Here is a 17,769-nt window from a genome sequence, read left to right on the forward strand (position 1 = left end):
AGCGCTTTCGCCACCGCCCTCTGCGTCAGCACCGAAATCAGGTTCGCCCGATACGCCGCGCTCGCATGCAGATCCCCGGACAGCTCGCCGGATTCGACCTTCACCGCCGCGGCCGCTTCCGGTGTGAACGACTTCGTCAGCGCCTGCTCCAGGCCGACATGCCGAAACACGCCGCTGCCGCCACCGGTGACGGCGACCCGCACACCGCTGTCCGTCTGCGCCACGCACACCCCGATCAGCGCGAAGCGCGAGGCCGGCTGCTTGAACTTGATGTAGACCGCGCGCTTCACGATCGGAAAGCGCACCGACGTGATCAGCTCGCCCTCTTCCAGCGCCGTCGCGAAGATGCCCTGGAAGAAGTCGTCGGCCGCGATCTCACGTTGCGTCGTGCGGATGGTGGCGTTCATCGCCAACGCGCCCGCGGGATAGCAGGCCGAGGGATCGTTGTTGGCCAGCGAGCCGCCGAGGGTGCCCATCGCCCGCACCTGGCGGTCGCCGATGCCGGCGGCCAGGTCGGCCAGGCCGGGCAATGCCGATTTGACCTCCGCGTTGCTGGCGACGTCGGCATGCCGCGTCATCGCGCCGATCACCAGGGCGTTGCCTTCGCGGCGCACGCCCGTGAGTTCGGCGATGCCGCCCAGGTCGACCAGCGTCTCGGGGTTGGCCAGGCGCAGCTTCATCGACGCCAGCAGGGTCTGGCCGCCGGCCAGGACCTTGGCGCCGCTGGCCTGCGCCGCACGTTGCGCATCGGCGAGCGAGGAGGGGCGTTCGAAGGTGAATTGGTACATGTGAAGGTCTCCTTCGTGTTCAGGGCTTGGCAGCCTGGATGGCTTCCCACACGCGGCTGGGCGAGGCGGGCATGTCGAGGTCCCGCACGCCCAGGTCTTTGAGTGCATCGAGCACCGCGTTGATCACCGCCGGCGGCGCGCCGATCGCGCCCGCTTCGCCGCAGCCCTTGGTGCCCAGCGGATTGTGGGTGCACGGTGTGCAGACGGTGTCTAGCGTCATCGTCGGCACGTCGTCGGCCCGCGGCATGGCGTAGTCCATGAAGGAGCCGGTCAGCAGCTGGCCGGTGTCCTTGTCGTACACGCAGTTCTCCATCAGCGCCTGGCCGATGCCTTGCACGATGCCGCCGTGCACCTGGCCCTCGACGATCATCGGATTGATGATGGTGCCGAAGTCATCGACCGCCGTGAAGCGCTCGATCTTCACCACGCCGGTCTGCGGATCGACCTCGACCTCGCAGATGTAGGTGCCGGCCGGGAAGGTGAAGTTGGTCGGGTCGTAGAACGCGGTCTCGTTCAGCCCCGGCTCCAGCTTGTCGAGCGGATAGTTGTGCGGCACGTAGGCCGTCAGCGCCACCTGGCCGAAGCTGATCGTCTTGTCGGTGCCCTTGATGCGGAACTCGCCGTTGCTGAATTCGACGTCGCCGTCGCCCGCTTCCATCAGGTGCGCCGCGATCTTCTTGGCCTTGGTTTCGATCTTGTCCAGGGCCTTCATGATCGCCGCGCCGCCGACCGAGATCGAGCGCGAGCCGTAGGTGCCCATGCCAAAGGGCACGCGCCCGGTGTCGCCGTGCACCACGTCGACGTTCTCCACCGGGATGCCCAGGCGCGCGGCCACCACCTGCGCGAAAGTGGTCTCGTGGCCCTGCCCGTGGCTGTGCGAGCCGGTGAACACCGTGACGCTGCCGGTCGGATGCACGCGGATCTCGCCGCACTCGAACAGGCCCGCCCGCGCACCGAGCGCACCGGCGATGTTCGAGGGCGCAATGCCGCAGGCCTCGATGTAGCTGCTGTAGCCCAGGCCGCGCTTCAGGCCCTTGGCCTCGCTCGCCTGGCGGCGCTGTGCGAAGCCCTTGACGTCGGCGAGCGCGTTGGCCTTGAACAGCGCACCGTGGTAGTCGCCCACGTCGTACTGCAGCGCCACCGGCGTCTGGTAGGGGAACTGGGTGATGAAGTTGCGCTCGCGGATCTCGTCCTGCGGCAGCCCCAGCTCCCAGGCCGCGCGCGTGATCAGTCGCTCCAGCACGTAGGTGGCCTCAGGCCGCCCGGCGCCGCGGTAGGCGTCGACCGGTGCCGTGTTGGTGAACCAGGCATCCACCTCGACGTAGATCTGCGGCGTGGTGTACTGCCCGGCCAGCAGCGTGGCGTACAGGATGGTCGGCACCGCCGTCGCGAACGTGGACAGGTACGCGCCGAGGTTCGCATCGGTGTGCACGCGCAGCGCCAGGAACTTGCCCTGGCCGTCCATGGCCATCTCGGCGTGCGTGGCATGGTCGCGGCCGTGGGCATCGGAGAGGAAGGCTTCGCTGCGATCGGCCGTCCACTTGATCGCGCAATTGAGCTGCTTGGCGGCCCAGGTGAGCGCCACGTCTTCGGCATAGAGGAAGATCTTCGAGCCGAAGCCTCCGCCCACGTCGGGCGCGATCACGCGCACCTTGTGTTCCGGCAGGCCGAGCACGAAAGCCGTCATCAGCAGGCGCTCGACGTGTGGGTTCTGGTTGGCCACGTAGAGCGTGTATTCGCCGGTCGCGCGGCTGTACGAACCGATGGCCGTGCGCGGCTCGATCGCGTTCGGAATCAAGCGGTTGTTGATGAGATCCAGCTTCGTCACGTGTGCCGCTTTCGCGAACACCGCATCGACCTGTGACCGGTCGCCGATCGCCCACCGGTAGCAGTTGTTGTCAGGGGCCGCGTCGTGCAGCGCGGTGGCCTTGGCGGCATCGCGCACGTCCACCACCGCCGGCAGCACCTCGTAGTCGACCTGCACCGCCTCCGCTGCATCGCGCGCCTGCTCGAGCGTGTCGGCCACCACCATGGCCACGTGATCGCCGACGTAGCGCACCTTGTCGAGGGCCAGCACGGGATGCGGCGGCTCCTTCATGGGCGTGCCGTCGGTGCTGGTGATCAGCCAGCCGCAGGGCAGGCCGTTCATCTTGCCGACGATGTCGGCGCCGGTGAAGATCCGCGCCACGCCGGGCATGGCCGCGGCCGCCGCGGTGTCCACGCTCTTGATGCGTGCATGCGCATGCGGCGAGCGCACGAAGGCGGCGTAGCGCTGGTGCGCCAGGTTGATGTCGTCGGTGTACTGGCCGCTGCCGGTGAGGAAGCGGTAGTCCTCCTTGCGGCGCACAGCCTCGCCGATGTGCGGCAGGGTCGCGAAGTTGTCGTTGGCACCCATGGCGGTCTCCTCAGGCGGCGGTGGCAGTGGCGGCGGTGGCGGCCGCGCCCATCTGCACCGCCTTCACGATGTTCTGGTAGCCCGTGCAGCGGCAGATGTTGCCTTCGAGCTGTTCGCGGATCTCCGCGTCGCTGGCGTTCGGGTGGCGCTGGCACAGGTCGAGCGCGCTCATCACCATGCCCGGCGTGCAGAAGCCGCACTGCAGCCCGTGGCATTCCTTGAAGGCGGCCTGCATGGGATGCATGGTGCCGTCGGCGGCGGCCAGGCCTTCGATGGTGGTGATCTCGGCGCCGGGATGCTGGGCCACGAGCGTGTTGCACGACTTGATCGCGCGGCCGTCCACCAGCACGGTGCAGGCGCCGCACTGGGCCGTGTCGCAGCCGACGTGCGTGCCGGTCAGGCGCAGGTTCTCGCGCAGCGCCGTGACCAGCAATGTGTTGGGCGCGACGTCGACCTGCGCCGCCTTCCCGTTGACCTTGAGTGATACCAGCATGTCGCGTGTCTCCTGGGTTGGGCAAGTGGACCATTGTTGAATTCGGGGGGGACCCCCTCGCTAGGCGAAACCCTAGGTCCTCCGCGCTCTGGCGGGAAATTCTCAAAATGGAACAGTGGCCGGGACAGGAGTGTCGGCGATGTGGTTAGCCCATCCGTACCGCCTTACCGCAAGCGGCGCGGGTGAGGCATCCGCTACAGTCCCGCGATGCCCCACCCTGTCCCCTGAGCCACCCATGCCATTCAGCCCGGGCGACCTGCAGGCGATCTGGCTCACCTTGCGGCTGGCGGCAGCGACCACCGCGCTGCTGCTGGTGCTGGCGACGCCCCTGGCCTGGTGGCTGGCGCAGACGTCCTCCCGCTGGCGCGCACCCATCGCCGCCGTGGTCGCCCTGCCGCTCGTGCTGCCGCCCACCGTGCTTGGCTTCTACCTGCTGGTGACCTTGGGCCCGCAAGGCTGGGGCGGGCGATTGACGCAAGCCCTGGGGCTGGGCCTGCTGCCCTTCACCTTCGGCGGCCTGCTGCTCGGGTCCGTCATCTACTCGCTGCCGTTCGCGGTGCAGCCCCTGCAGAACGCGTTCGCGGCGGTCGGCCAACGGCCGCTGGAAGTCGCGGCGACGCTGCGCGCCAGCCCGGCTTCGGCCTTCTTCCGCGTGGTGCTGCCGCTCGCGCGCGGCGGCATCGTGCAGGCTGCCGTCCTGAGCTTCGCGCACACCGTCGGCGAGTTCGGCGTGGTGCTGATGATCGGCGGCAGCATCCCGGGGCAGACGCGCGTCGTCTCGACCCAGATCTATGGCCACGTCGAAGCACTGGAGTACGCGCAGGCGCATTCGCTCTCGCTGGCGATGGTGCTGCTCTCGTTCGCGGTGCTGCTGCTGGTGACGCGGCTGAATCGCGGCAGCACGCGCGTCTTCGGATGATCGAGCTGCGCAGCCGCCATCGCCGCGGCGACTTCCTGCTGGAGGTCGATCTGCAGTTGCCCGCGCGCGGCATCACGGCGCTGTTCGGCCCCTCGGGATCGGGCAAGACCACGCTGCTGCGCTGCGTTGCCGGGCTCGAGCGCGCGAACGAGGCGCGCATCGTCGTCGCCGGCCAGACGTGGGACGACACGCAGCGCGGCGTGCACCTGGCCACCTGGCGGCGGCCGCTCGGCTATGTGTTCCAGGAAGCGAGCCTCTTCGACCATCTCGACGTGGAAGGCAACCTGGCCTTCGGCCGCCCGCGTGGCGCGGCCGCGCCGCTCGCGCCGCTGCTGGAACTGCTCGGGATCGCGCGCCTGCTCACGCGACGACCGCACGAACTCTCGGGCGGCGAGCGCCAGCGCGTCGCCATCGCGCGCGCGCTGGCCACCGAGCCGCGCCTGCTGCTGCTCGACGAGCCCATGGCATCGCTGGACGTCGCGCGTCGGCGCGAGATCCTGCCCTTCCTGCAGCGCCTGCGCGACGAACTGAAGATCCCGATGCTGTACGTCACGCACTCGGGCGACGAGGTCGCGCGCCTGGCCGACCACCTGGTGCTGCTGGATGCCGGCCGCGTGCGCGCCGCCGGCCCGCTGGCCGAGACGCTCGCGCGCGTCGACCTGCCCGCCGTGCCCGGCGAGGAGGCGGGCGCGCTGCTGCACGCCACGATCGCCGAGCGCGATCCGCAGTGGGACCTGGTGGAGGTGCGCTTCGAGGGCGGGGCGCTGTGGATCGCCGACCCCGGCCTGCCGCCCGGCCACGCGGTGCGCGTGCGCGTGCTGGCGCGCGACGTCAGCCTGGCCCTGGTGCCGCCCGAGCGCAGCAGCATCCAGAACGTGCTGCCCTGCACCGTGCGCGCCATCGCGGCCGGCGACCATCCTTCGCAGGCGGTGGTGCAGCTGGCCTGCGGTCCATCGCTGCTGCTGGCACGCGTGACGGCGCGGGCGGTGGCGGGACTGGATCTCGCGCCGGGCAGCGCCGTGTGGGCGCAGGTGAAGTCGGCGGCGCTGGTGGCCTGACGCGTGATCGGTGGGGTGCCTGCGGCATGCCACCCTACGGCGGCCCGTGCCTCTTCGTGGCGTCATCGGTGGGGTGCCTGCGGCATTCCACCCTACGGCTACCCGTGCCTCTTCGTGGCGGCATCGGTGGGGTGCCTGCGGCATCCCACCCTACGACACCTGTGCCGTGTTCGTAGGGTGGGATCGCGCAGCGACCCCACCGGGCAAGCCTTGCGCACCGCTGCGTCAGCGCGTCTCGAGCCGAACGCGATTCAGGTAGGCGCGCAGCGCTTGCACCCGCCCTTCGAGTTCCGCCATCGGTGCGTGCTGCGCCGTGCGCTCCAGCGTGCGGCTTTCGTGGGCGGCCCATTGCAGGCCCAGCGTGGCCAGCCCGCCGTACACGCGATGCGCGAGGAACTGCACGTCCTCGCGATCGCCCGCGGCCACCGCTTGCGCGAGGCGATCCACCGTCTCGCGCTGCATGCGCATCACTTCGGGCAGCACTTCCTCCCATTCCGCATCGACCACCACGATCTCGTCGGGCGCGGGCTCGCTGTCCGTGGCCGAAGGCAGTGACGGCGGCGGCGGCCGCGTGTCGCCGGGCAGTTGCGCCGCGTCCTCCATTTCGCGCAGCGTGTTCAGCAGGCGCTCGCGGCTGACCGGCTTGACCAGGTAGCGGTCGGCACCGGCCTGCAGCGCGCGCGTGGCGGAGGCCTCGTCGTCATTGCCGGAAACCATCAGCACGCGGCAGCGCGGGTGGTCGTGCGCGGCTTCCTGTTCGCGCACCCAGAGCACCGTGTCGACGCCGCTGCGCAGGGGCATCTCCATGTCGAGCAACAGGTAGTCGGGCCAGGCCTGCGCCATCAGCTCGATCGCCGCCTCGCCGTTGGCCGCGGTCGTCACGCGGAAGGGCGGACTGGGCAGCAGGCGGCGCGTGACCAGCCGCGTGAACTCGTCATCGTCGACCACCAGCACGCTGCGCGGCGGCATGTCGGCGGCCCATTCGGACGGCGTGCCTTCGGGCGTCACGGCGATCGGCAACACCGGCGCCTCGCCCGCCAGCGGCGGCAGGGTCAATGCCAACGTGGTGCCTTGCGCACTCGTGTGCATGAGCAGTTCGCCGCCCTGCGCCCGCGCCATCAGCCGCGCGGAATAGGTGCCCAGGCCCGTGCCACCGCTCTTGCCGGCGGTGACGTACTTCTCGAAGAAGCGCTGCGCAATGGCGGCCGGCACTTCGCCCGGGTTGTGCACTTCGATCACCAGCGGGTCGCCGCGCTGCAGCGTCACCGCCACCGGGTGGCCGGCGCCGGCAGCCTCGACGGCGTTCTTCACCAGGTTGGCCAGGATCGAATAGCAAAGCAGTTCCTCGGCCCGCGCGTACACCGGTGCCGGGTCCGTGTCCTGCCAGTGCAGCAGCACCGAGTGCGCCTCGGCATAGGAGTGCAGGTCCACCAGCACGCGCGTGACCACCTGCCGCAGATCCACGGCCTGCGGGCGGAAGTCGTAGCTGCCGGTCTCCATCCGGAACAGGCCCAGCGACAGGTTCACCATCTCCAGCATGCGCAGGGCCGAGCGTTGCAGCACGCCGAGCAGTTCGCGCTGGTCGCCGGTGAGCTTGCTGTCGTCGCGCAGCAGCCGGGTGGCGCCGATGATGCTGTTCAGGGGCGTCTTCAGGTCGTGCCGCGAGATGCGCTCCACGTCCTCGCGCAGGCGCGCGTTTTCCTCCAGCGTGCGGCCGCGTTCCTCCGCGTTCAGCGCCTGCGCCATGCGCCGCGCGATCACCATCGCCGGCGAGATCAGGAACAGCGCGAAGCCGATCGGCGCCAGCTTGCGGTCGGGCCCCGGCGTGTCGATCAGCAGCAGGTCGACGGCCAGTGCGAGCAGCACGGCGACCATGCCCGCCAGCAACACGCGCGCGTCACCCCGGGTGCCGCGGCCGGCGCGCAGCATGGCGATCGCCACATACGCGGCCACCCCCACGGCAATGGCCTGCCCCGGCTGCACCACGTACGAATACACGCCGGGCTGCAAAGCCAGCACCGCGATCGCACCCAGTCCCAACAGCCCCAGCACGACCTGCACGACGCGGCGATGGATCTCCGCCGGGAACAGCCCGTGCAGCGTCAGGAAGAACAAGGCCATGGAGGCGATCCACGAGAGGTACTCGACCCGCATGTACGCGAACCAGGAGACCTGCGGCGGGAACCAGCGCAGGAACAGGCGCTCGCCGATCATGTCGGTGTAGATCGCCATCGCGATGCAGAACAGGCCGAACACCAGCGGCACCCGCTGCTGCCGGCGCACGGCGAAGAAGATCAGCGCGACCACGCTGGTGAGCAGGTAGGCCGCCAGCAACACGCTCGCGTAGATGGTGCGGGATTCGCGCGCGCGCTGCAGCACGTCGGCCGGGCCTGCCGTCATCGGCCGCACGAAGCCGCCGGCACGGTGGTCGAAGTTGGAGAGGTGCAGCGTCAGCCGCAGCGGGCAGGCGAACTCGCGCGTGATCGGCACGCGGTTGTACACGGCCGCCCGACTGCGCTGGGGCGACGGTCCCGGCGCGCCGTGCGCCGCGACCGGCGCGCCGTTGACGAACAGGCGCGAGGCGGTGCGCTCTCCCAGCGCTTCGATGGCGAGCGATTGCCCGCGCGGGCAATCCACCAGCAGCACGTAGCTGCCCCAGCCGTCCTGGCCCGGGGGCTTGCCGTCGGCGGTGAGCTCGTTCCAGCTCCCGGGCACGGGCGCGACAGCGTGCGTGGGCAGTTGCTGCCAGGCCGGATCGACGAACCGGTGCCAGGCGAAGCCCCACTGCCCTTGCAGCGGCACGGCCTGGTCGGTTCGCGCCAACGCGAGCCGCCCCGCTTCAGCGACGGGGCTGCCAGCCGACGCCCACGCACCGACAGCGCACGACAACAGGACGCACAGGAATGCCAGCAACGTGCGGCCACGAGTCATCCCGGCAGTTTAGGGCTCGCGCTTGCCCGGGGGTGGCCGACCCACAGCGCCGCAACGCCGGCACTCGCCAGCGCCAGCAAGGCGCTGACCGCCATGATCCAGCGGTAGCCCGCCACGAAAGCCTCGTGCACGACCCCACGCGCCACCGCCGCCGAGGCGCTGGCGGGCAGTTCGATCGCAGCCAGCCGGGCGCGCTGCTGCCACGCCGCTGCGGCCAACGAGTCCGGCACGCCGGCAGCGGCCATGCCCTCGCGCAGGCGCGGCTCGAACACGGCGGCCATCAGCGCGCCGAACACCGCGATGGCCAGCACCCCCGCCACCCGCGACAGGGCGTTGTTCACGCCCGAGGCCGTGCCGGCATCGTCGCGGCCGACCGAGTTCATCACCGTGGTGGTGAGTGGCGCCACGGCAATGGCCATGCCCAGGCCCAGCACCGTCACGCCAGGCAGGAAGCCGCTCCAGTAACTCGCGCGCGTGCCGGGCAGCGCCAACAGCGCGAAGCCCACCGCCGCGACCAGCGGCCCGGCGATCAGCGGGGCGCGCGCGCCGCGCCGGTCGACCAGCTTGCCGGCCCAGCGCGAAAGAACGAACATCACCAGGATGAAGGGCAGCAGCGCCGCGCCCGCCTGCGTCGCGGTCAGCCCCTGCACCTGGATCAGGTTCAGCGGCAGGAAGAACAGCCCGCCACCGAGGGCCGCATAGAGCAGCAGCGTGAGCAGGTTGGCGGCGGCGAAGTCGCCTGCGCGCAGCAGCGAGAGCGGCAGCATCGGCCGCGCCTGCGCGCGTTCGACGAGGAAGAACGCGACCAGGCCGGCGACGCCGATCGCGCCCGCTCCCAGCACCAGAGGCGCGCCCCAGCCGCGCGCCGGCGCCTCGATGAAGAAGAACACGATGCCGGCCAGCCCCAGCGTCGCCAGCAGCGCCCCGCGCACGTCGATGTGCGCGGGCTCACCGGAGCGCCTGCTCTCCGGCACGTGGATCCAGGCGATGGCCACGACCACTGCCGCCACCGGCAGGTTCACCGCGAAGGCCCAGGACCAGGACAACTGGTCGATCAGGTAACCCCCGAGCAAGGGTCCGGCGGCGGAGGCCACGCCACTGAAGGCAGCCCAGGTGCCGAAGGCCGCACCGCGCTCGTCCTGCCGGAACGAGGCGCTGATCAGGGCCAGGCTGCCCGGCACCAGCAGCGCCCCGCCCACGCCCTGCAAGGCGCGCGCGGCGATCAGTTGCTGCACGCTTTGCGACAGCGCGCAAGCCAGCGAGGCCAGCGCGAAGAGCAGCACGCCCGCGATGAACACGCGCCGCCGCCCGAGCCGGTCGCCCAGCGAGCCGCCCACCAGCAACAGCGCGGCAAGCAGCAGCGCATAGGACTCCACGACCCACTGCACCTGCCCCGCGGAGGCATGCAGCGCCCGCTGGATCGCGGGCAGCGCCACGTTGACGACCGTGCCGTCGACGAAGGCCAGGCTCGAGCCGAGGATGGAGGCGGCCAGCACCCAGCGCTTGCGTGCCGGCAGGCAGTCGCGCGCCGCCGCGGCCTGCGCAGGCGCTGCATCGTCGCAGGGGTGGCGGATGGCGATGGTCATGGGGTGGCCGCCGCGAGAATAGCGCGGCGGGCCACGCAGCGCGGCCGCGCACGTAACCAGCCGTGTCGGTATCAGCTCGCCGTGCCCGCGTTCGGAAAGAACAGCTGCTCGCCGTTGATCCGATAGCTGGCGATGGTCGCCTGGCCGTCGGGGCCGGTCACCCAGGCTATGAACTTCTGCGCTTGCGCCGCGTGCACGTGCGGGAATTTCTGCGGGCTCACGAGCATCACGCCGTACTGGTTGAACAGGCGCTTGTCGCCCTCGACCAGGATGGCCAGGTCGCCGCGGTTCTTGAAACTCAGCCAGGTGCCGCGGTCGGCCAGCACGTAGGCATTGCTGGACGAAGCGATGTTCAGCGCGGCGCCCATGCCGCAGCCGCATTCCTGGTAGCCGCTGCCGCGGTTCGCGAGGCCGGCCTGCGTCCAGAAGCGCTTCTCGGCGGCATCCGTGCCGCTCTTGTCTCCGCGCGAGACGAAGGGCGCATTGGCGGCGGCGAGTTTCGTCAGCGCCGCGACGATGTCGCTGCCTTTCAGGTGCGCGGGGTCGGACCGCGGGCCGACCAGCACGAAGTCGTTGTACATCACCGGATAGCGGCGCGGGGCGTAGCCCTCGGCGATGTACTTCTCCTCGGCGGCGCGATCGTGCACGAACAGCACGTCGGCGTCGCCGCGCTTTGCCATGTCGATCGCCTGGCCGGTGCCCACGGCCACCACGCGCACGGTGATCCCGGTGGCCTTGGTGAAGGCGGGCAGCAGGTGCCCGAACAGCCCCGACTGCTCGGTGGACGTGGTGGACGCCATCAGCAAGGTGGGCGACTGCGCCCAGCCGGCACTGACGGCGCAGGACAGCAGGGCGGCACAGAACAGCCGGCGCATGGACATCATCCGAGTTCTCCCTTGACGAACAGTTCGGCCTCGCGGGAGGTCTCTCCCAGCGGGCCGTTGAAGAAGGCGTGCACCGGCAGGTCGGCCAGCACGTGGCCGCCTTCCATGTACACGACCCGCGTGGCCAGGCGCTTGACCTGGCCCAGGTTGTGGCTGGCGAAGACCAGCGTCGTGCCGGCAGCGGCGAAGTCGGCCATCAGCGTCTCGACCTCGCGCTTGGCGTGCGGGTCGAGGCTGGCGGTGGGCTCGTCCAGCAGCAGCACCTGCGGCGCCAGGCACCAGGCGCGCGCCAGCGCCATGCGCTGCAACTGGCCGCCCGAGAGCGTGCGCGCATTGCGCAGCGCCACCGAGCCGAGGCCGACGCGCGCCAGCGCCTGCAGGGCCTTCGCCCTGGCCACGCGCCAGGGCGTGCCGCGCAGCCAGAGCGCCAGCGCCACGTTGGCCAGCGCCGAGGCGCGCAGCGCGAACGGGCGCTGGAACACCATCGCCTGGCGCATCGCCTCGTCGCGCAGCACCGAGCCGGTGGTGGGGCGCAGCAGGCCGTGCAGCACGCGCAGCAGCGTGCTCTTGCCGCTGCCGTTGGCACCGATGATCGCCACCCGCTCGCCCCCGGCGATGCGCAGGTCGATCCCCTGCAGCGCGGTCACTGCGCCGTACTGCAGTCCGACGCCCTTGAGCTGCACCCAGCCAGACATCAGGCGGGCGCCCCGGCCAGCACGATGCCCTCGGCATGCGCGCCGCGCCAGCGTGCCAGCAGCGCGATCGCGGCATTGAGCGCGAGCACCACCGACAGCAGGATCACGCCGAGCGCCAGCGCCAGCGGCAGGTCGCCCTTGCTGGTCTCCAGCGCGATGGCGGTGGTCATCACGCGGGTGTAGCCGTCGATGTTGCCGCCGACGATCATCACCGCACCCACCTCCGAGATGGCGCGGCCGAAGCAGGCGAGCAGCACGGTCAGCAGCGCAAAGCGCTCGTCGAAGGCCAGCAGCAAGCTGCGCAGCACGCCGCCGGCGCCCAGCGAGCGCAGTTGTTCCCCGTTGGCGTCGTCGGCGTCCTGCACCACCTGGCGCGTCAGCGCCGTGCACACGGGCAGCACCAGCAGCACCTGCGCCAGCACCATGGCCTGGAAGGAAAACAACCAGCCCAGGAAGCCCAGCGGCCCCGAGCGCGAGAGCAGGAGATACACGACCAGCCCCACCACCACCGAGGGCACGGCCAGGAAGGTGTTGAGCACGGTCACCAGCGCGCCACGCGCGGGGAAGCGCGCCACGCCCAGCCAGGCGCCGAGCACCAGTCCGAGGACGGTGCCGACGATGCAGGCGCTGCTGCTGACCGCTAGCGATCGGCCGACGATGGACAGCAGCATGGGGTCCATCACGGCGACCAGGTGCGCGGCCTGGGCCAGGCTCTCCTGGAAGGTATTCATGGGCGCGAATGCTACGTGTTCAGACGAAGCCCTGCCCTCGGGTCATGCGAGCTATGAACGGGGCTGCATAGCGCAGCGGCCGCGCGGCAGCCCTTCGCTCATACTTGCCGCCATGCGCAAGGTGCAACTCTCGTACGACTTCGCGCCGCGCCGGCACGACGGCTGGGTGCGCAACCCGCTGGTCGACCTGCTGCATGCCGTGCAGGAGCAAGGCTCCATCTCCAGCGCGGCCCGCGTGCTGGATCTGTCCTATCGCCACGTGTGGGGTGAACTGCGCCGCTGGGAGTCGCAGCTGGGGCATCCGCTGATCCTGTGGGAGAAGGGCCAGCGCGCACGGCTCGCCCCCTTCGGCCAGAAGCTGCTGTGGGCGGAGCGGCAGGCGCAGGCCCGGCTCGCACCGCAGATCGAGGCGCTGCATGCCGACCTGGAGCGCGCCTTCGCGGTGGCGTTCGACGATACCGCGCAGGTGCTGACGCTGTTCGCGAGCCACGACGACGGCTTGTCGCTGCTGCGCGGCTTTGCCGTGGCGCAGGGGCGCCTGCACCTCGATGTGCGCTTTTGCGGCAGCGTCGATGCGATCGCCGCGCTGAATGCCGGACGCTGCACGCTGGCCGGCTTCCATGCTTCGCAGCAACCGGGCCTGGGCAGCATCACGCAGCGCACTTACCAGCCGCTGCTGCAGACGGGGCGCCACAAGCTGATCGGATTTGCCGAGCGCAGCCAGGGCCTGATGGTGGCGGCGGGCAATCCGCTGCGGCTCGCCGCGCTGGCGGACGTCGTGCGGCGCTGCGCGCGCTTCGTCAATCGGCCGGCGGGCAGCGGCACGCGGCTGCTGTGCGACGAGCTGCTGGCGCGCGAAGGCCTGGCGCCGCAGCAGCTTGCCGGGTATGGACGCGACGAGCCCTCGCATGCCGCGGTGGCGCAGGCGGTGGCCTCGGGCAGCGCGGATGCAGGCCTCGGCATCGAGGCGGCGGCGCGGGCGCGCGGGCTGGACTTCGTGCCGCTGCTGCAGGAGCGCTATTTCCTGGTGTGCCTGAAGGAGGCGCTGGAAGAAGCGCCGATCGCCGCGCTGCGCACGCTGCTGCAGGGGCAGGCCTGGCAGCGCGAGCTGTCGCTGCTGGCGGGGTATACGCCGTGGCGCAGCGGCGAGGTCTTGAGTCTGAAGGCGCAATTGCCGTGGTGGGATTTGCCGCCGAAGAAGAAGCGATGAGCGCGAATGCGGAAGCGGATGTCCGTTCCCTGTTCAAACCGCGCAAGTCCGAAACCCCACGAAGCCCTCATCCCGATCCGGCAACGCCCACCACCGCGCCCGCGGATGCTTCATGCGCGCGCGGGTCGCGAACGACGCGCCGCGCTGCACCCGTGCCATGCCGAACACCGGCTGCGCATCCAGTTCCGCCTGCGGTGTCCAGGCATCGGGCCGGAAGCCGGCGAAGGGGCGCACGGTGCCGGACATCCATTCGCGCACCTCGCCCCAGCGGAAACCACGCCGCGTTGCCTGCAAGGCGGCGATCTCCCATTCTGCTTCGGTCGGCAGGCGACGGCCGGCCCAGCGCGCCCAGGCATCGGCCTCCCACCAGCTCACGTGCATCGCGAGCTGGCTGCCGGCCATGCGCGTGGCCTTGCCGAACATCGTCTGCATCACGGCGCCGCTGGCGACGCCGATCTGCTCCACGTAGCGCGGCCCGCGACGGCCGTCGGCTTCGCCTTGGCGCTGCAGCCAGTGCCAGCCTTGCGGGTGCCACAGCTCCTCGCGGTCGTAGCCGCCGTCGGCGATGAACTCCACGTATTGCGACCAGGTCACCGGCTGCGCATCGATCTCGAACTCGGGCACGGCCACCCTCTCCTGCCCGCACTCCACGTCCAGCGCAAAGCCCTCTTCGGACCAGCCCAGGCTCCACGGGCTCGCCGGCAGCAGCAATGGGTCGCGCATTGCCGCCCCCGCGGGCAAGCTCACTCCCACGGGCACGCCCGCCGCCTGCGCGATGGCCAGCAGCTGCTCGCCCCGCAGGTCCTCGTGGAACAGCACCATGCGGTGGAAGTACAGGCCGTCGTCGTCATCGGGTGCACGATCCAGCAGTTCGAGCGTGGTCTCCAGCGTGTCCAGCAGGTAGGCCCGCACGTTGCCGGCATCGGGCAGCGGCAGCGACCAGCGCTGCGACGGCGCCACCAGGCGGGGATCGAACAGTTCGTCGGACTGCGGCTCCACCGAGGCGATGTGCATGGCGTCGGGCGGACAGCGCGGGCCCAGCGCGCGCTGCGGATTGCGCCCTATCCAGTACTCCGCCAGCCAGGCCACATGTCCGGCCAGCCAGAGCGGCGGAACCGCGTGCGGCAAGGGCTGCAGGCGCATGGCCGGACCGAGCGCCTGCTGGAAATGCTGCAGCAGCGACAAGGTATAGTTGCGGGCCTCGATCAGGGCCAGCGAGAGCGGCTCGCGAGCGAGGCGGCGTGCACCGGAAGCGTTGTCCGCACCGGTGTCGCGATGGGGACCCAATGGCATCTCCTCTGGTTGGCGCCGCTCACCGGCCATGGCGGCCCGGGGGAAACCCGGGTTGCCGAGTCAGCAGGTTTTCAGCGCATCGCAACGAGTATCAACGATCAAGGGGGCCTCGCAGGCCCCTGTTTTTCATCTGCACGGAGACTCCCGGTGTCCGCACTCCTGAAGTTTGCCCTGGCCGTGGACTGGATCAGCCGCCGCCTCGGGTGGGCCGCCTCGATGGCCGTCCTGCTCACGGCGCTCATCTCCGCCGGCAACGCCGTCATCCGCTACCTGTTCGACACCAGTTCCAACGGCTGGCTCGAGATCCAGTGGTACCTGTTTGCCGCCATCGTGATGCTGGGCGCGCCCGCGGTGCTGGCGGTGAACGAGCACGTGCGGGTCGACCTGGTCTACGGGCGCCTGAAGAATCATGGCGCCGTCTACGTCGACCTGTTCGGGCTGGTGTTCTTCCTGCTGCCGGTCATGGGGCTGCTGGCGTACCTCTCAACGCCGCTGCTGGTGAAGATGTACCTCACGCACGAAATGTCGAACAACGCCGGCGGCCTGATCCGCTGGCCGGCCATGCTGATGCTGCCCGTGGGCTTCGGGCTGATGGTGCTGCAGGGGATCTCCGAGATCATCAAGCGCGTGTGCTACCTGCGCGGGCTGTACCAGATGGACACGACCTACGAAGCGCCGCTGCAGTAGGCGCGAGATAACAAGAACGACGGACTTCCCCCATGCAGATGCAAAACTTCGCGCCGGTCATGTTCGGCGCGCTCGTCTTCGTGATGCTGATCGGCTTCCCGGTGGCGTTCTCGCTCGCGGCACTGGGCCTGGTGAGCGGCTTCTACGCGATCGAAATGGGCTGGTTCCCGGCCGGCTTCATGGCCAACCTGCCGCTGAACGTGTTCGGCATCCTGTCGAACGACCTGCTGCTGGCGATCCCCTTCTTCACCTTCATGGGCGCGATCCTGGAGAAGTGCGGGCTGGCGGAGGACATGCTCGATTCGATGGGCCAGCTGTTCGGCCCGGTGCGCGGCGGCCTCGGCTACTCGGTGATCATCGTCGGCTTCATCCTCGGCGCCATCACCGGCACGGTGGCCGGCCAGGTGATCGCCATGGCGCTGATCTCGATGCCGATCATGATCAAGTACGGCTACAACATGCGCTACACCACGGGCGTGCTGGCCGCATCGGGGACGATCACGCAGCTGGTGCCACCCTCGCTGGTGCTGGTGGTGATGGCCGACCAGCTCGGTCGCTCGGTGGGCGACATGTACAAGGGCGCCTGGGGCCCGTCGATCCTGCAGATCCTGATCTTCGCGCTGTACACCTTCGGCCTCGGCATCGTCAAGCCGCATTACGTGCCGGGCGTGCCCAGGGATGCGCGCACGCTGCATGGCTGGGCGCTGTGGGCCAAGTGCCTGCGCGGCATCATCCCCTCGGCCATCCTGATCTTCGCGGTGCTGGGCTCCATGGGCGGCCTGCCTTTCATGGACACTGCCGTCGCCACGCCGACCGAGGCGGGCGCGATGGGCTGCGTCGGCGCGCTGATCCTCGCCGCGATCCACCGGCGCCTGTCGCGTGACCTGATCTGGCAAGCCATGGAAGGCACCATGCGCCTGACGGCGATGGTGGTCTTCATCCTGATCGGCTCGCGCGTGTTCTCGATGGTGTTCCAGGGCGTCGACGGCGCCCGCTGGGTGGAGCACATGCTCTCCACGCTGCCCGGTGGCCAGGTCGGCTTCCTGATCGTGGTGAACCTCTTCATCTTCTTCCTGGCGTTCTTCCTCGACTTCTTCGAGATCGCCTTCATCATCCTGCCGATGCTGGGGCCGGTGGCCGACAAGATGGGGATCGACCTGGTGTGGTTCGGCGTGCTGCTGTGCGTGAACATGCAGACCTCGTTCATGCACCCGCCCTTCGGCTTTGCGCTGTTCTACCTGCGCGGCATCGCCGACACGCTGTACAAGGAAAAGCGCATCGACAAGCCGGTGCAGTCCAACGACATCTACCTGGGCGCCATTCCCTGGGTGCTGATGCAGATCCTGCTGGTGGCCATCGTCATCTTCGTGCCGCAGAGCGTCACCATGTTCCTGGACAAGGCGGAGAAGATCGACCTGGACAAGGTCAAGATCGAGGCGCCGGCGGACATCGACCAAGGCGCCACCGACCCGGCCAAGCCCGCCGATCCCGCTGCCGCCGAGAAGTCCTCGGAAGAAGAGCAGAAAAAGCAGGACGAGCTGTTCAACCCCAAGAGCAAGTGAGCCCTGCTGACCGCCTTGGCCCGGCGCCGTTTCGCTTCACTCCGGCCGGTGGAATCGCGGCGAGCAGCCGGGCCTACTCGCTGACCTTCCGCGGCATCGCCACCTTGTTCGTGTTCGGTGCCGCGTGGTGGCTGCTGCACCTGTGGCAGCAAGGGCAGTTTGCCGCCGGCCGCGGGACGCTGGGCGCGTGGTTCCTCGCGGCACTCGCACTGATGCTGTGGACCTGGTGGTGCATCGTGCGCAGCGTCACCACCCTCGATGCGACCGAACTGCGACAGACCTGGATCTGGACCAAGCGCATGCCCCTGGGCGAGCTCGCCTATGCGCGGGTGATCCGCGTGCGCGGGCTCGAATGGCTGATCGCGCCGCGCATCTACGTTCGCACCTTGCTCGGGAAGTTCGCGGTGTTCTATGCCGCGGAACCGGCGATGGTCGCGGAGTTCGACCGACTCGCCGCCCAGCTCGCGGCGTTCCGCCAAGGCGGCTGAGCCTGCCTCGCCGGCGCGCTGCGCCTGAGCCGCGATCGCCGCCGGCTTC

General features: G+C 69.9%; 15 protein-coding genes. 6 read left to right on the plus strand and 9 right to left on the minus strand.

The annotated features are described in order from the left end of the window. The 3 genes from JWP60_RS22125 to JWP60_RS22135 all read right to left on the minus strand — a co-directional run. Positions 1-788 (minus strand): xanthine dehydrogenase family protein subunit M (locus JWP60_RS22125; protein WP_299796180.1); only part of this gene is annotated, 788 nt, incomplete at its 3' end. Positions 789-807: 19 nt separating this feature from the next. Beyond that, positions 808-3,183: a xanthine dehydrogenase family protein molybdopterin-binding subunit gene (locus JWP60_RS22130; protein WP_299796183.1), complete on the minus strand. Its 2,376-nt coding sequence runs from the start codon at positions 3,181-3,183 to the stop codon at positions 808-810. Positions 3,184-3,193: 10 nt separating this feature from the next. Beyond that, positions 3,194-3,676, minus strand: a complete 483-nt coding sequence (locus tag JWP60_RS22135) for a (2Fe-2S)-binding protein (protein ID WP_299796186.1) — start codon at positions 3,674-3,676, stop codon at positions 3,194-3,196. Positions 3,677-3,911: 235 nt separating this feature from the next. On the opposite strand from JWP60_RS22135, the gene modB reads away from it, so the two are divergent. Next, positions 3,912-4,595, plus strand: a complete 684-nt coding sequence (gene modB / locus JWP60_RS22140) for a molybdate ABC transporter permease subunit (RefSeq protein ID WP_299796189.1) — start codon at positions 3,912-3,914, stop codon at positions 4,593-4,595. Beyond that, a complete protein-coding gene (gene modC, locus JWP60_RS22145) occupies positions 4,592-5,653 on the plus strand; it encodes a molybdenum ABC transporter ATP-binding protein (protein WP_299796192.1) in 1,062 nt (353 codons plus the stop codon). The genes modB and modC overlap by 4 nt, the downstream gene beginning before the upstream one ends. A gap of 225 nt (positions 5,654-5,878) precedes the next feature. Here the strand turns inward: modC and JWP60_RS22150 are convergent, their stop codons facing one another. The 5 genes from JWP60_RS22150 to JWP60_RS22170 form a co-directional block, all read right to left on the minus strand. Continuing rightward, positions 5,879-8,476: a response regulator gene (locus JWP60_RS22150; protein ID WP_299796194.1), complete on the minus strand. Its 2,598-nt coding sequence runs from the start codon at positions 8,474-8,476 to the stop codon at positions 5,879-5,881. Positions 8,477-8,580: 104 nt separating this feature from the next. Further along, positions 8,581-10,170 carry an MFS transporter gene (locus tag JWP60_RS22155; RefSeq protein ID WP_299796197.1) on the minus strand — a complete coding sequence of 530 codons (1,590 nt, stop codon included), beginning with the start codon at positions 10,168-10,170 and terminating at the stop codon, positions 8,581-8,583. A gap of 71 nt (positions 10,171-10,241) precedes the next feature. Beyond that, positions 10,242-11,054: a substrate-binding domain-containing protein gene (locus tag JWP60_RS22160; RefSeq protein WP_299796200.1), complete on the minus strand. Its 813-nt coding sequence runs from the start codon at positions 11,052-11,054 to the stop codon at positions 10,242-10,244. Continuing rightward, positions 11,051-11,749 carry a phosphate ABC transporter ATP-binding protein gene (locus JWP60_RS22165; protein ID WP_299796202.1) on the minus strand — a complete coding sequence of 233 codons (699 nt, stop codon included), beginning with the start codon at positions 11,747-11,749 and terminating at the stop codon, positions 11,051-11,053. The genes JWP60_RS22160 and JWP60_RS22165 overlap by 4 nt, the downstream gene beginning before the upstream one ends. Further along, positions 11,749-12,480 carry an ABC transporter permease gene (locus tag JWP60_RS22170; RefSeq protein WP_299796206.1) on the minus strand — a complete coding sequence of 244 codons (732 nt, stop codon included), beginning with the start codon at positions 12,478-12,480 and terminating at the stop codon, positions 11,749-11,751. Before JWP60_RS22170 ends, JWP60_RS22165 begins: the two co-directional genes overlap by 1 nt. Before the next feature lie 112 nt (positions 12,481-12,592). Between JWP60_RS22170 and JWP60_RS22175 the strand changes: the two genes are divergently transcribed. Further along, complete coding sequence (locus JWP60_RS22175) at positions 12,593-13,690, plus strand: substrate-binding domain-containing protein (RefSeq protein ID WP_299796209.1); 1,098 nt, start codon at positions 12,593-12,595, stop codon at positions 13,688-13,690. A 33-nt stretch (positions 13,691-13,723) separates the two neighbouring features. Here JWP60_RS22175 and JWP60_RS22180 read toward each other — a convergent pair whose 3' ends face one another. After that, positions 13,724-14,977 (minus strand): SUMF1/EgtB/PvdO family nonheme iron enzyme, encoded by a 1,254-nt coding sequence (locus JWP60_RS22180; protein ID WP_299796211.1) that lies wholly within the window; start codon positions 14,975-14,977, stop codon positions 13,724-13,726. Between the two features lie 153 nt (positions 14,978-15,130). Here JWP60_RS22180 and JWP60_RS22185 point away from each other — a divergent pair, with 153 nt between their 5' ends. Genes JWP60_RS22185 through JWP60_RS22195 form a run of 3 tightly spaced genes read left to right on the plus strand, consistent with a single transcriptional unit; the run spans position 15,131 to position 17,720 of the window. Then, a complete protein-coding gene (locus tag JWP60_RS22185; protein ID WP_299796214.1) occupies positions 15,131-15,670 on the plus strand; it encodes a TRAP transporter small permease subunit in 540 nt (179 codons plus the stop codon). Positions 15,671-15,702: 32 nt separating this feature from the next. Then, positions 15,703-17,232, plus strand: a complete 1,530-nt coding sequence (locus JWP60_RS22190) for a TRAP transporter large permease subunit (protein ID WP_299796217.1) — start codon at positions 15,703-15,705, stop codon at positions 17,230-17,232. Further along, positions 17,229-17,720 (plus strand): hypothetical protein, encoded by a 492-nt coding sequence (locus tag JWP60_RS22195; protein ID WP_299796220.1) that lies wholly within the window; start codon positions 17,229-17,231, stop codon positions 17,718-17,720. Before JWP60_RS22190 ends, JWP60_RS22195 begins: the two co-directional genes overlap by 4 nt. Positions 17,721-17,769: the final 49 nt, after the last annotated feature.

This window comes from Ramlibacter sp. (assembly GCF_028291745.1).
Classification (GTDB): Bacteria; Pseudomonadota; Gammaproteobacteria; order Burkholderiales; family Burkholderiaceae_C; genus Ramlibacter.